General features: G+C 74.9%; 11 protein-coding genes. 4 read left to right on the plus strand and 7 right to left on the minus strand.

The window, feature by feature from the left end; genetic code table 11:
- Positions 1 to 4: 4 nt before the first annotated feature.
- From rlmN to ACQUFX_RS17625, 7 genes are all read right to left on the minus strand, one after another.
- Positions 5 to 1,153 (minus strand): 23S rRNA (adenine(2503)-C(2))-methyltransferase RlmN, encoded by a 1,149-nt coding sequence (rlmN, locus tag ACQUFX_RS17595; RefSeq protein WP_428961451.1) that lies wholly within the window; start codon positions 1,151 to 1,153, stop codon positions 5 to 7.
- Between the two features lie 104 nt (positions 1,154 to 1,257).
- Positions 1,258 to 2,676, minus strand: a complete 1,419-nt coding sequence (locus tag ACQUFX_RS17600) for a phosphatidate cytidylyltransferase (protein ID WP_428966990.1) — start codon at positions 2,674 to 2,676, stop codon at positions 1,258 to 1,260.
- A gap of 310 nt (positions 2,677 to 2,986) precedes the next feature.
- On the minus strand, positions 2,987 to 3,544 hold the full coding sequence (gene frr, locus ACQUFX_RS17605) for a ribosome recycling factor (protein ID WP_067371372.1): 558 nt from the start codon (positions 3,542 to 3,544) through the stop codon (positions 2,987 to 2,989).
- A 116-nt stretch (positions 3,545 to 3,660) separates the two neighbouring features.
- A complete protein-coding gene (gene pyrH / locus ACQUFX_RS17610; protein ID WP_067371373.1) occupies positions 3,661 to 4,428 on the minus strand; it encodes a UMP kinase in 768 nt (255 codons plus the stop codon).
- A 163-nt stretch (positions 4,429 to 4,591) separates the two neighbouring features.
- Entirely contained in the window at positions 4,592 to 5,449 is an 858-nt protein-coding gene (tsf, locus tag ACQUFX_RS17615; protein WP_428961452.1) for a translation elongation factor Ts, read from the minus strand.
- Positions 5,450 to 5,573: 124 nt separating this feature from the next.
- Entirely contained in the window at positions 5,574 to 6,431 is an 858-nt protein-coding gene (gene rpsB, locus ACQUFX_RS17620) for a 30S ribosomal protein S2 (protein ID WP_428961453.1), read from the minus strand.
- Between the two features lie 424 nt (positions 6,432 to 6,855).
- Positions 6,856 to 8,373, minus strand: a complete 1,518-nt coding sequence (locus tag ACQUFX_RS17625; RefSeq protein WP_428961454.1) for a hypothetical protein — start codon at positions 8,371 to 8,373, stop codon at positions 6,856 to 6,858.
- A gap of 190 nt (positions 8,374 to 8,563) precedes the next feature.
- Between ACQUFX_RS17625 and ACQUFX_RS17630 the strand changes: the two genes are divergently transcribed.
- The 4 genes from ACQUFX_RS17630 to ACQUFX_RS17645 all read left to right on the plus strand — a co-directional run bounded on the left by ACQUFX_RS17630 (position 8,564) and on the right by ACQUFX_RS17645 (position 12,780).
- Entirely contained in the window at positions 8,564 to 8,923 is a 360-nt protein-coding gene (locus tag ACQUFX_RS17630) for a YraN family protein (RefSeq protein ID WP_428961455.1), read from the plus strand.
- A gap of 13 nt (positions 8,924 to 8,936) precedes the next feature.
- The gene (locus tag ACQUFX_RS17635) at positions 8,937 to 10,457 is read left to right on the plus strand and encodes a YifB family Mg chelatase-like AAA ATPase (RefSeq protein WP_428961456.1); all 1,521 of its coding nucleotides are present in this window, start codon (positions 8,937 to 8,939) and stop codon (positions 10,455 to 10,457) included.
- The gene (locus ACQUFX_RS17640; RefSeq protein WP_428961457.1) at positions 10,454 to 11,629 is read left to right on the plus strand and encodes a DNA-processing protein DprA; all 1,176 of its coding nucleotides are present in this window, start codon (positions 10,454 to 10,456) and stop codon (positions 11,627 to 11,629) included. Before ACQUFX_RS17635 ends, ACQUFX_RS17640 begins: the two co-directional genes overlap by 4 nt.
- Positions 11,630 to 11,778: 149 nt before the next feature.
- Entirely contained in the window at positions 11,779 to 12,780 is a 1,002-nt protein-coding gene (locus tag ACQUFX_RS17645; protein ID WP_428961458.1) for a tyrosine-type recombinase/integrase, read from the plus strand.
- Positions 12,781 to 12,808 lie beyond the last annotated feature (28 nt).

Consider the following 12,808-nt stretch of genomic DNA (forward strand, 5'->3'; position numbering starts at 1 on the left):
CCGGTCACGCCGTAGCCTCCCGAGGGGGCTCGGTGTCCCGCTCCTCGGCGGCGGCGAGCTGCCCACACGCCCCGTCGATCTCCCGTCCCCGGGTGTCCCGCACGGTGGTGGACACGCCGGCGGCCCGCAGCCGGCGGACGAACTCCCGCTCCACCGGCTTGGGACTGGCGTCCCACCGGCTCCCCGGGGTGGGATTGAGCGGGATGAGGTTGACGTGGGCCAACCGTCCCGCCAGCAGCCGGCCGAGCAGGTCGGCCCGCCACGGCTGGTCGTTCACGTCTCTGATCATGGCGTACTCGATCGACACCCGGCGGCCGGTCCGATCCGCGTAGTCCCACGCCGCCTCCAGCACCTCGGCCACCTTCCAGCGCTGGTTGACCGGCACGAGCTCGTCGCGCAGATCATCATCGGGCGCGTGCAGGGACAGCGCAAGGGTCACGGCGAGGTCTTCGCTGGCCAGCCGCTGGATGGCCGGGACCAGACCGACGGTGGAGACGGTGATGTGCCGCTGCGACAGCCCCAGCCCCTCCGGCGGCGGGGCGACCAGCCGGCGGATCGCGGCCACCACCCGCGAGTAGTTCGCCAGCGGCTCGCCCATCCCCATGAAGACCACGTGCGACAACCGGGGCGGGGACCCCGACACCGCCCCGGAGGCGGCCACGCCCGCCAGGTAGACCGCCTGGTCGACGATCTCCGCGGTGGAGAGGTTACGGGTCAGCCCGGCCTGGCCGGTGGCGCAGAACGGGCAGGCCATCCCGCAGCCGGCCTGGCTGGAGATGCAGACCGTCACCCGATCGGGGTACCCCATCAGGACGCTCTCCACCAGCGAGCCGTCGTGCAGCCGCCAGAGCGCCTTGCGGGTCGCGCCGTCGTCGCAGGCCAGCTCGCGGACCGGGGTGAGCAGGGTGGGCAGCAGCCGCTCGGCGAGCCGGTCGCGGGTGGCGGCCGGCAGGTCGGTCATCCGGGCGGGGTCGCGGACCAGCCGACCGAAGTAGTGGGTGGAGACCTGCCGGGCCCGGAAGGCTGGCTCCCCCAACTCGGTCACGGCCTCCTGGCGCCCGGACAGGTCCAGGTCGGCGAGGTGGCGGGGGGGCATGGCCGGCCGGCGGCCGGGCGCGTCCGGCGTAACGGGAATCAGGGGCAGACTCGTCATGACCCGACCAGTCTCCCACGTCGCGGGCGAGACGCACCTGTCCGGAGGGGCCGAACCGCACCTGGTCGCCCGGCCGGAAGCGGACGCTCGGCGTGATTCATCCCTCAGCTCACCACCGGCACGAAGACCGCCAGGATCAGGTACGCCGTGGGCACCGCGAAGAGGACCGAGTCCAGCCGGTCCATCAGGCCGCCGTGGCCGGGCAGCAGGTTGCTCATGTCCTTGATCCCGAGATCCCGCTTGATCATGGACTCGGCCAGGTCACCGAGGACCGCCGCGGCGGAGACCGCCACCCCGAACAGCGCGCCCCACCAGGGCGCCACGTCGAACAGCAGCCAGATCAGCACGGCGCTGCCCAGCGCCGTGGCGGTCAGCGAGCCGGCGAAGCCCTCCCAGGACTTGCTCGGGCTGATCGACGGGGCCATCTTGTGCCGGCCGAAGTTCGCCCCGGCCGCGTACCCGCCGGTGTCGGAGAGGACCACCGCCACCAGGGTCACCAGCACCCGCCAGTGCCCGTCCCCGGGGACCGCGGCCAGCAGGGCGGTGAAGCCGCCGAGGAAGGGCACGTAGACCGCGATCAGCAGGATGGCGAGCAGGTCCGGCCGCAGGTTGGCGCGACCGTCGCCGAGCCGCCAGATCGTGGCGCCCAGCACGGTCACCAGCAGGCCGAGGGTCAGCGCGTCCGGGCCGGCCCACCAGGCCAGCCCGATGGTGAGCACCCCACCGGCGACCAGCGGCACCGCCGGCGGGTGGGCGCCGCGGCGGCGCACCGCCCGGGTCATCTCCCAGATGCCGACCCCCACCGCGCCGGCGATCACCGCGAGGAAGGCGGGCGGCCAGGTGAAGAGCGGAACCAGGATGAGCGCGCCGAGGCCCAGGCCGACACCGATGGCCGCCGGCAGGTTGCGCCCGGCCCGGCTCGACCGGGGCTGCTGCGTCGGGGGCCGCTCGGCACTCGCCCGGCGGCGGCCCGGCCCCCGTCGGCCGGCCGGCGGGTGGGTCTCCGGGTCCGGCTCCGGCCGGATCGCGGCGAACTGGGCGGTGGGCCGGTCGTCGTCGACCCCGTCGACCACCCCGCCGGGCCGGTCGGCGGCCGGCGGCGCGAGGTGGGACCGGAACGGCTCCCCGTCCACCGGGTCACCGCCGGGGTCGCCCGGCGCGTCGAGCCGCCGGCCCGGGGCCCGGTCGCCGGACGGCTCCGGGTGGGGACCGCCGGGCGGCCACGGGCCCGCGCCGGCCGGCTCGTCGGGGTACCGGTCGGGGACCTGGCCGGCCGGGCCGGGGACGCCCGCAGGGGGACCGTCGGCGTACCGGTCGGGCATGGCGGTCCGGTCGGGCATGGCCGTCCGGTCGGGCATGGCGGTCCGGTCGGGCATGGCGGTCCGGTCGGGCGTGGCCGTGGGGTGCCGGGCGGCCAGCGGGGCCGGCTCGATGTCCCGGTCCGGCCAGGGCAGGGCGGGGCGGTGCTCGGGGCGGTCCCAGCCGCGCGGTTCGAGGCCGCTGTAGGGGTCGAGGTGGGACATCACGTACCGAACGGACGCGATACAGGTACCACCACAGGACGCAAGAACACGATCATCCCCTACCGGCGCGACTGTTCGGTTCGATGTGGCCCGTCCGACGGACGGGCGACTCCCGTCGTCCACCCGTTGGCGGCCGGGAATCGTGCCGAGCCTACTGCACCCGCCCGACGGGCCGGGTGGACGATCGCCCGGTGGAGTGAACCCGGCACGTACCGCCCGGGGGTCGACGACCGTGGCACCGGGGCCGCGCACGAGGGTGGCGGGCGCTCCGGTGCCACGGGTTCCGCCGGTCGGGTCCGGCGCCCGGCGCTCAGACCTCGAGCAGCTCGGTCTCCTTGTGCTTGACCATCTCGTCGACGGTCGCCACGTACCGCTGGGTCAGGTCGTCCAGGTCCTTCTCGGCGCGGCGGCCGTCGTCCTCGCCGACCTCGCCGTCCTTGACCAGGCGGTCCAGCTCTTCCTTGCCCTTGCGGCGGATGTTGCGGATGGCGACCTTGGCCTCCTCACCCTTGTGCCGGGCCACCTTGATCATGTCCCGGCGCCGCTCCTCGGTCATCTGCGGGAGCAGGATGCGGAGCTGGTTGCCCTCGTTGTTCGGGTTCACCCCGAGGTCCGAGTCGCGGATCGCCTTCTCCATGGCGCCCAGCTGCGAGTTGTCGTACGGCTTGATGATCACCATGCGCGGCTCGGGGACCGCGATGGAGGCCATCTGGGGCAGCGGGGTCGGGCTGCCGTAGTAGTCGATGATGATTTTGGAGAACATGGCGGCGTTGGCGCGACCGGTACGGATGGCGCCGAACTCCTCCTTGGCGTGCTCGACGGCACGCTCCATCTTCTCCTCGGCCTCGAGGAGGGTGTCGTCGATCACCGCTGCCTCGCCTCCTTCTCGTGTTCGTCGTGGCTGGTGGTCTCGGCGGGCCGCTGCGGTCGCGGTGCCCGGTACGTCCGGCCGGTCACCGGAGCGCGCCGTCGGTCCGGGTGCGCTCAGGCGGTGATCAGGGTGCCGATCCGCTCGCCACCGACCGCGCGGATGATCGTGTCGTCGCCCTGGGCGCCGAAGACCAGCATCGGCAGGCCGTTCTCCATGCAGAGGCTGAACGCGGCGGCGTCGGCCACCCGCAGGTTGCGGCGCAGCACCTCGGAGAAGGTGATCGAGTCGAACTTGCTGGCGGTGGGGTCGACCCGGGGGTCGGCGGAGTAGACGCCGTCCACCCCGTTCTTGCTCATCAGCACGACGTCGGCGTGGATCTCCAGGGCGCGCTGGGCGGCCACGGTGTCGGTGGAGAAGTACGGCATGCCGGCACCCGCGCCGAAGATGACCACCCGGCCCTTCTCCAGGTGCCGGATCGCGCGCAGCGGGATGTAGGGCTCGGCGACCTGGGCCATCGTGATGGCGCTCTGCACCCGTGTCTCGATGCCCTCCTTCTCCAGGAAGTCCTGGAGGGCGAGGCAGTTCATCACGGTGCCGAGCATGCCCATGTAGTCGGCGCGGGCGCGGTCCATGCCACGCTTCTGCAACTCGGCGCCACGGAAGAAGTTGCCCCCGCCGACCACCACGGAGACCTGCACACCCCGGCGGGCCACGGTCGCGATCTGCCGGGCGATCGCCTGCACGACGTCCGGGTCGACCCCGATCGCCCCACCGCCGAAGACCTCACCGGAGAGCTTCAGCACCACCCGACGGGACCGGCCGGGTGGTGGCGCGGTCGGATCCTCCGCCCCCAGGCCCCGGTCACTCACAACCTGCGTCATCCGCCCCGCCCTTCCCATCACGCGCGTGCCCTTCGCGCCTGCGTACTGCGAACCTGCCTGACGACCCTATGCGACGAGGAGGCCGCGGTGCCTGTCGCGTACACCGGCGGCCTCCTCGTCGACACGTTCCCACTCCACGGGCGCCCGACGCCCGTGGTACGGCTCAGGCCTGGCCGACCTCGAACCGCACGAAGCGCGTCACCTCGATGCCGGCTTCGGCCAGCACCTGCTTGACGGTCTTCTTGTTGTCGGCGACCGACGCCTGCTCGATCAGGACGTAGTCCTTGAAGAAGGCGTTGACCCGACCCTCGACGATCTTCGGCAGCGCCGCCTCGGGCTTGTTCTCCTCGCGGGCGGTCTGCTCGGCGATGCGCCGCTCGGCGTCGACGACATCGGTGGGCACCTCGTCCCGGGTGAGGTACTTCGGCCGCATCGCGGCGATCTGCATGGCGACCGCCCGGGCATCGGACAACGCAGCCTCGTCCGCGGCGTCCGCCTGGCCGGCGCTCGCGCCGGCGGTGCCGGTGTACTCGACCAGCACGCCGACGGCCGGCGGCAGGTCCTGGCTCTTGCGGTGCAGGTAGACGGCGAAGGTGCCGTCGACCTTGGCGAAGCGGTTCAGCACCAGCTTCTCACCGATCTTGGCGGACTGCTCCTGCACGACGTCGGCGACGGTCTTGCCGTCGAGGGTCGAGGCGAGCAGCTCCTCGGCGTTGGTGGCGCCGCTGGCCTCACCGTGCTCGACGAGCTGCTGCGCCAGCGCGATGAAGGCGTCGGTCTTGGCGACGAAGTCGGTCTCGCAGTTGAGCTCCAGCAGCGCCGTGCCGGAGTGGGCGACGAGCCCGTTGGCGGCGGTGCGGCCGGCCCGCTTGCCGACGTCCTTCGCGCCCTTGACGCGCAGGATCTCGATGGCCTTGTCGAAGTCGCCCTCGGCGTCGGTCAGCGCCTTCTTGGAGTCCATCATGCCGGCGCCGGTCAGGTCGCGGAGCCGCTTGACGTCCGCGGCGGTGAAGTTGGACATGACTCTCTCTTCGGTGTTGGGACTGCGTGGGATGGTCTGCCTGGTTACCCGGATCCGAGCCGGATGTGCGCGGCGGACCGGCCGCGCCCCGCCGCCGGTGCCGGTGACGGGGCGCGGAACCGGATCACTCCGCGGCGGCGGCCGCCGGCTGCTCGGTCTTCGGCTCCTCGGTCTTCGGCTCCTCGTCGGCCTTCTTCGGCTCCTCGAGCAGCTCGCGCTCCCACTCGGCCAGCGGCTCGTCGGCGCCGACCTGGCCCGGCTCGGGCTTCTCGTCGGTGCCGCGGCGGCGGCCGGAACGGGCGATCAGACCGTCGGCGACGGCGGCGGCGACGACCTTGGTCAGCAGCTCGGCCGAGCGGATCGCGTCGTCGTTGCCCGGGATCGGGAAGTCGACCTCGTCCGGGTCGCAGTTGGTGTCCAGCACCGCGATCACCGGGATGCCCAGCTTGCGGGCCTCGTCGACGGCGATGTGCTCCTTCTTGGTGTCGACCACCCAGACCGCAGCCGGAAGCTTCTGCATGTCCCGCAGACCACCGAGGGTACGGGTCAGCTTGATCTTCTCGCGGGAGAGCTGCAGGGTCTCCTTCTTGGTGTACCCGGCGGCGGTGCCGCTGAGGTCGCCCAGGGCCTCCAGCTCCTTCATGCGCTGGAGCCGCTTGTACACCGTCTGGAAGTTGGTCAGCATGCCGCCGAGCCAGCGGTGGTTGACGTACGGCTGGCCGACCCGGGTCGCCTGCTCGGCGATCGCCTCCTGGGCCTGCTTCTTGGTGCCGACGAAGAGGATGCTGCCGCCCTCGGCCACCGTGTTGCGCACGAAGTCGTACGCCTTCTCGATGTAGTCGAGGGTCTGGCGCAGGTCGATGATGTAGATACCGTTGCGCTCGGTGAAGATGAAGCGCTTCATCTTCGGGTTCCAGCGCCGGGTCTGGTGCCCGAAGTGGACACCGCTCTCCAGCAGCTGACGCATGGTCACGACGGCCATGGTGGGGTACTCCTTGTGATCCCTGGTTGTCCCGCCCGGCCGGCGGCCGGGCGTCCTGGCGCCCGGTCGCCGGCCATGGCGGACCCGACCAAGATCGGGACCAGGGAGGCCGTCGCCCCACGGGACCATGGAGAGGGAACCGTGGAGAGGGCGCGCGAGGTCGACCGCGCGAGGCGGTCGCCAGTCGCCCAGTGTACGCCCCCCTCCGCCGGCCCGGAGAAACGCCCTGCGGAGCGCCTGTCGATCATGGCCCCGAGCCCGGTCGACCATGCTCCGCCGGGGGCCGCCCGCCACCGGTCGGGGCCGGTCGGGGCCGGTCGGGACGCCACGACGACAGCCCCGCCCGGCGGGCACGACGGGCGGGGCGGGGCGCGGCGGCCGACCCGGGCCGGGCAGCGGGCCGGGTCGGCCGGGGTCGACGCGGTCAGCCGGTGGCGAGCGCGGCGGCGAGGAAGAGCACGAGACCGACGGTGAGGTACGCCATCGGCGGGCGCAGCCAGCCCCGCCCGCCGTCGGAGAGGGCCAACCCGCCGGTACGCAGCCCGTACAGCCCGATGGCGAAGATCGGCAGGCCGAGGACCAGGAAGATGCCCACCACCACGTTGACCGTCGACAGCGGGTCGCCGACGACACCGTTGTAGAGCACCCGCAGGGCGGGCACCTCGAAGACCACCACCAGCAGGGCGAGGAGCACGGCCAGCGCGGGCCGCCGGGTCCGGTAGACCCCGTCGCTAACCGCGCCGCCGGGCAGGCGCGCCCCGTCCGGCCCGTAGGCCGCAGGATCACCGCCGGAGAGGGCGATATCCGGCCGAGGGGCGATCGGCGTCATCGGGCCGGTCGGCACGTCCAGCGGGTGCGGCTGGTGCGGCGGGTCGGCCGGCCAGGGCCCGTCGGCACCCCGGGCGGCCCCGGCTCCCGGCCCGGGCTCGACCCCCCGGTCGAGATCGGCGCCCCGCCCCGGATCGACAGCACGGCCCGGATCGGCCCCCCGAACCGGATCAGCCCCCCGGACCGGATCGGATCCCCGAACCGGGTCGACTCCTCGCACCGCGTCGGCAGCACGGATCGGGTCGCCGGTCCACCCCGCGTCGGCACCACGGTCCGGGTCGCCGGCCCGGCTCCCCGGCAGGGCCGCCCCCCGGTCCAGGTCCGGCTCCACGCCCGCGTGCACCCCGCCCCGGTCCAGGTCCGCGCCCCGGCCCCCCGGTGGGACCATCCCCCGATCCCGGTCCGCGCCCGATCCCCGGTCCGTACCCAGACCCAGGTCCGTACCCAGACCCAGGTCCGTACCCAGACCCCGGTCCGTACCCAGACCCCGGTCCGTACCCAGGCCCCGGTCCGCGCCCAGGTCCCGGTTTGCGCCCAGGCCCCGGTCCGGTTCCGCGCCCCGCGACGGCTCCGCGAACCGCCCCGGGTCCCTCGACCGCCCCGGGTCGGTCCCCCGGGCCGGCTCCACGATCGGGTACCCGCCCAGCGGGGCCGACCGCACCGGGTCGACCGGCTGCGCCGCCGGCTCGACGTCGTACGGGTCGGCGGAGACCGGGGCGGCCGACGGCCGGCGGGCGACCGGCAACGAGATCTCCATCGACGTGTGGGCGGCGCGACGCCGCTCCCGCTCGACCGCCCGACCACTCCCTGTCACCTCGGTCGACGACTCGCCCCGTCGGGAGCGGGAGGGGATGTAACCGCTCGTGTCCGGGTTGTCCACCCCCAGCGGGTCGTCGGCGGCGTACCGCCCGGCGTCGCCGTGCCGCCCCGAGGTCGGCTCGCCCCCCTCGTCGTAGCGCCGCTTCCCCGGATCGGTCCGCTGGTCCGGGGTGCGGAAGCCGTCCGTCCGGTACTGCCCCTCGTCCGCGGCGGGCCACTCCGACTCGCCGTACCCACGGTCACCGGGGTACCAGCGCGACTCCTGATCTTCGGAAAAGCTCCGTCGTCCGTCCACGTCCGGCACCGTATGTGACGAACGCTATGCCGCGCCATTCGGCCCGCGACCAAACCCTTCATGACACTGGGTAGTCGACCGGGAACGGCGCTGTAGCACACCGGGGGCATGATCGTCCGGTCGTCCACAGGAGCACCGCTGTCCACAGGGGCCGCGCGGGACCGGGCCGGACTCCGGCACCGTGCACGGCATGACGAACCGGAACCAGGCCGTCGGCGCGTACGGCGAACGCTGCGCCCTGCGGCACCTGATCGCGACGGGGCTGCGCCCGGTCGACCGGAACTGGCGGTGCGCCGCCGGAGAGATCGACATCGTCGCCTGGGACGGCGACGTGCTCGCCTTCTGCGAGGTGAAGACCCGTAAGGGCGGCGCGTACGGCGCCCCGGCCGAGGCGGTCGTCGCGGCGAAGGTCCGCCGGCTGCGCGGGCTGGCCGTCCGCTGGCTGGCCGACACCGGCACCACCGCGGACGAGCTGCGCTTCGACGTCCTCCAGGTCCGCCTCGCCCGCACCGGCCCGGCCCGGGTCGAGCACCTCAAGGGGGCCTTCTGATGGGCGGGGCACGATGAGTTACGCACGGGTGCACTGCGTGGGGCTGGTCGGGGTGACCGGGCACCTGGTGCAGGTCGAGGCGGATCTGGCGCCCGGGCTGCCCGCCGTGGTGGTCTCGGGGCTGCCGGACACCGCGCTGCACGAGGCCCGCGACCGGGTCCGCGCCGCCGTGGTCAACTCCGGCCAGCGCTGGCCCAACCGCCGGATCACCATCAACCTGCTCCCCGCCGACCTGCCCAAGTACGGCTCGGCCTTCGATCTGGCGATCGCGGCGGCGCTGCTCGGCGGGGCCGGGGAGCTGCCCCTGACCGCGCTGGACGGCGTGGTGCTCCTCGGCGAGCTGGGCCTCGACGGGACGGTCCGGCCGGTCCGGGGCGTGCTGCCGATGGTCACCGCCGCCGCCCGCGCCGGGTTGGACCGGGTCGTCGTGCCGGCGGCGAACGCCGCCGAGGCGGCGGTGATCCCCGGCGTCCGGGTCCGGGGCGTGGACACGCTGCACCGGCTGGTCAGCTTCGTCCGGGACGGTGCCCCGCTGCTCGAACCGCCGACCTGTCCGCCGCCGGCCCCACCGGCCGGGCCGGACCTGGCCGACGTCGCCGGGCAGGCGCTGGGCCGGCGGGCACTGGAGGTGGCCGCCGCCGGTGGGCACCACCTGGCGCTGCTCGGGCCGCCGGGGGCCGGCAAGACCATGCTCGCCGAACGGCTGCCCTCGATCCTGCCGGAGCTGGACGACGAGGCGGCGCTGGAGGTCACCGCCCTGCACTCGATCGCCGGGCTGCTGCCGCCGGAGGGTCGGCTGCTGCGCCGCCCGCCGTTCCAGGCCCCGCACCACACCGCCACCGTGGCGTCCCTGGTCGGTGGTGGGTCCGGGCTGGCCCGGCCGGGCGCGGTCTCCCTGGCGCACCGGGGCGTCCTCTTCCTCGACGAGGCCGCCGAGTTCGGCAAGGGCGCCCTGGAGTCGCTGCGGCAGCCGCTGGAGAGCGGTCGGGTCCGGTTGACCCGTGCCCGGGGCGGCACCGAGTACCCGGCCCGGGTGCAGCTCGTGCTCGCGGCGAACCCGTGTCCCTGCGCGCGACCCGCCGGGGACATCTCCTGCGAGTGCACTCCGCTGGCCCGGCGGCGCTACCTCGGCCGGCTCTCCGGTCCCCTGCTGGACCGGATCGACGTCCAGATCACCGTCCCGCCGGTGCGGGCGGCGGAGCTGCTGGCCACCGGCGTCCCCACCGAGTCGTCGGCGGTCGTCGGCGCCCGGGTCGCGGCGGCCCGCTCGGCCGCCGCGCAGCGGTGGTCCCCGGTGGGGCGGCGGCTCAACGCCGAGATCCCCGGCCCCCTGCTGCGCCGACCGCCGTGGCGGCTGCCCCCGGCGGACACGGCGGAGCTGCGGGGTCGGCTGGACCGGGGCTCGCTCTCCGCCCGGGGTTTCGACCGCGTCATCCGGCTCGCCTGGACCATCGCCGACCTGGACGGGCGGCCCCGCCCCGACCACGACGACGTCCGCGAGGCCACCGGCCTGCGCACCGGGGAGGAGTCGTGACCACGGTCGAGGACCGGATCGCCCGGATCGCGTTGACCTGGCTCACCGAGCCGGGTACCTGGACGGTGCACCGGCTGGTCGACCAGCTCGGCCCGGCCGCCACCCTGGAGTTGCTGCGCGACGGCGGCGCACCGGACGAGCCGCTGCGGGCCACGGTGGCGGCCCGGGCCGGTGCCGGTGACCCCCGGGCGGTGGCGGAGAAGGCACTGGCGCGGGCCGACCGGCTCGGCGCACGGCTGGTCACCCCGTCCGACCCCGAGTGGCCGACCCAGGTGGGCGACCTGCGGCGGCTGGCTCTGGCCGGGTCGGGCCGCCGGGTCGACCGGGACACCGCCCCGCCGCTCTGCTTCTGGGTACGCGGCGCCTGGCCCCTGGCGGAGGCGCTGGACCGGTCGGTGGCGGTGGTCGGGGCCCGCGCCGCCACCGGGTACGGCGTGCACGTCGCCACCGACCTCGGGTACGGGTTGGCCGAACGGGGGTGGACGGTGGTCTCCGGCGGCGCGTTCGGCATCGACGCCGCCGCCCACCGGGGCACGCTGACCGCCGGTGGGGTCACCGTCGCGGTGCTCGCCTGTGGGGTGGACCGGCCCTATCCGGTGGGCAACACCGCGCTCTTCGACCGGATCGCCGAGACCGGACTGCTGATCAGCGAGTGGCTGCCGGGCGCCGAGCCGTTCCGGCCCCGGTTCCTGATCCGCAACCGGGTGATCGCGGCCGCCACCCGGGGCAGCGTCCTGGTGGAGGCGTCGGCGCGCAGCGGGGCCACCCAGACCCTGCGCCGGGCGGCGGGGCTGCGCCGGCCCGCGATGGTGGTGCCCGGGCCGGTCACCTCGGCGCTCTCGGTCGGGGCGCACGAGCTGCTCCGCGAGGAGCCGCACACCCGGTTGGTGACCGGGGTGGCGCACGTGTTGGAGGAGGTGGGACGGATCGGCAGCGACCTGGCACCCCCGGCCCGGGGGCCGGAGCGCCCCACCGACCACCTCGACGACGAGGCGACCATGTTGCTGGAGTCGATGCCCCGACGCGGGGTGACCGGGCTGGACGCGATCGCCGCGCGGGCCGGGGTGGCGGCCCGGACCGCCCTGCGCAAGCTGGCCCTGCTGGAGCAACTCGGCATGGTGGTCCGCCGCGCCGAGGGGTACGCCCTCGCCCCGCCGGTCACCCGCCGGTGACCGCCGGCCGGCCCCGGCGCCCCGGCGGGCGGGCCGGAACGGGGGCGGGACCGTAGGCTGAGCCGGTGCCCGCCACCCCGCCGTTCCGAGCCGGTCCCCGGACTCCGGGGTTCCCGGAGCACGGTGACCGGGGCAGGGACGTGGCCAGGGTGACCCGGCGGGAGGAGCCGGGCACCCGGGCCCGGCACGCCGCGCTGCCGGGGGCGCTGCGCGAGGCGGTGGACGACTTCGCAGCGCACCTCGGGCAGGTCCGCAACCGTTCCGCGCACACCGTCCGGGCGTACGTCACGGATCTGGTCTCGCTTCTCGACCACGCGGCGCGGGACGGCTGCCGGGTTCCGGCCGACCTGGACCTGGCGGTGATCCGTGGCTGGCTGGCCCGGCAGCAGAGCGCCGGTGCCGCCCGGACCTCGCTGGCCCGCCGGGCCGCCTCGGCGCGCGCGTTCAGCGCCTGGGCACACCGGGCCGGGCTGCTCCCCGTCGACGTGGCCGCCGCGCTGGCCAGCCCGAGGGCGCACCGGCCGCTGCCCACCGTGCTCCGGGCCGACCAGGCCGTCACCCTCGTCGAGGCGCCCGGCACCCCGGCGACCGTCGCCGTCACCGCCGACAGCGACGGCAGCGGCGAGAGCAGCAACGTCGGCGACGAGGCGGTACGGCTGCGGGACCGCCTGCTGCTCGAACTGCTCTACGCCACCGGGGTACGGGTCAGCGAGGTGTGTGGCCTCGACGTCGCCGACGTCGACCAGGGCCGGCGGGTGATCCGGGTCGTCGGCAAGGGCGACCGCGAGCGGTCGGTGCCGTACGGGGTGCCCGCGCAGCAGGCCCTCGACCGGTGGCTGCGCCACGGGCGGGGCGTCCTGGCCGGGCCGGCCTCGGCCGACGCCCTGCTGCTGGGTACCCGGGGTGGGCGGCTGAACCCGACGACGGCGCGGCGCGTCGTCAACGGGTACGCCGACGCGGCCGGCCTGCCCCGGACCAGCCCGCACGGCCTGCGCCACTCGGCCGCCACCCACCTGCTCGAAGGGGGCGCGGACCTCCGCGCCGTCCAGGAGTTGCTGGGGCACTCCGCGCTGTCCAGCACCCAGATCTACACGCACGTCTCGGTGGAGCGGCTGCGCTCGGCGTACCGGCAGGCCCATCCCCGCGCCTGACCCCGGGCACGGCAGGAGATGGGCGGCG

Origin of the sequence: Micromonospora fluostatini, from assembly GCF_050410825.1 — a bacterium.
GTDB lineage: Bacteria > Actinomycetota > Actinomycetes > Mycobacteriales > Micromonosporaceae > Micromonospora > Micromonospora rosaria.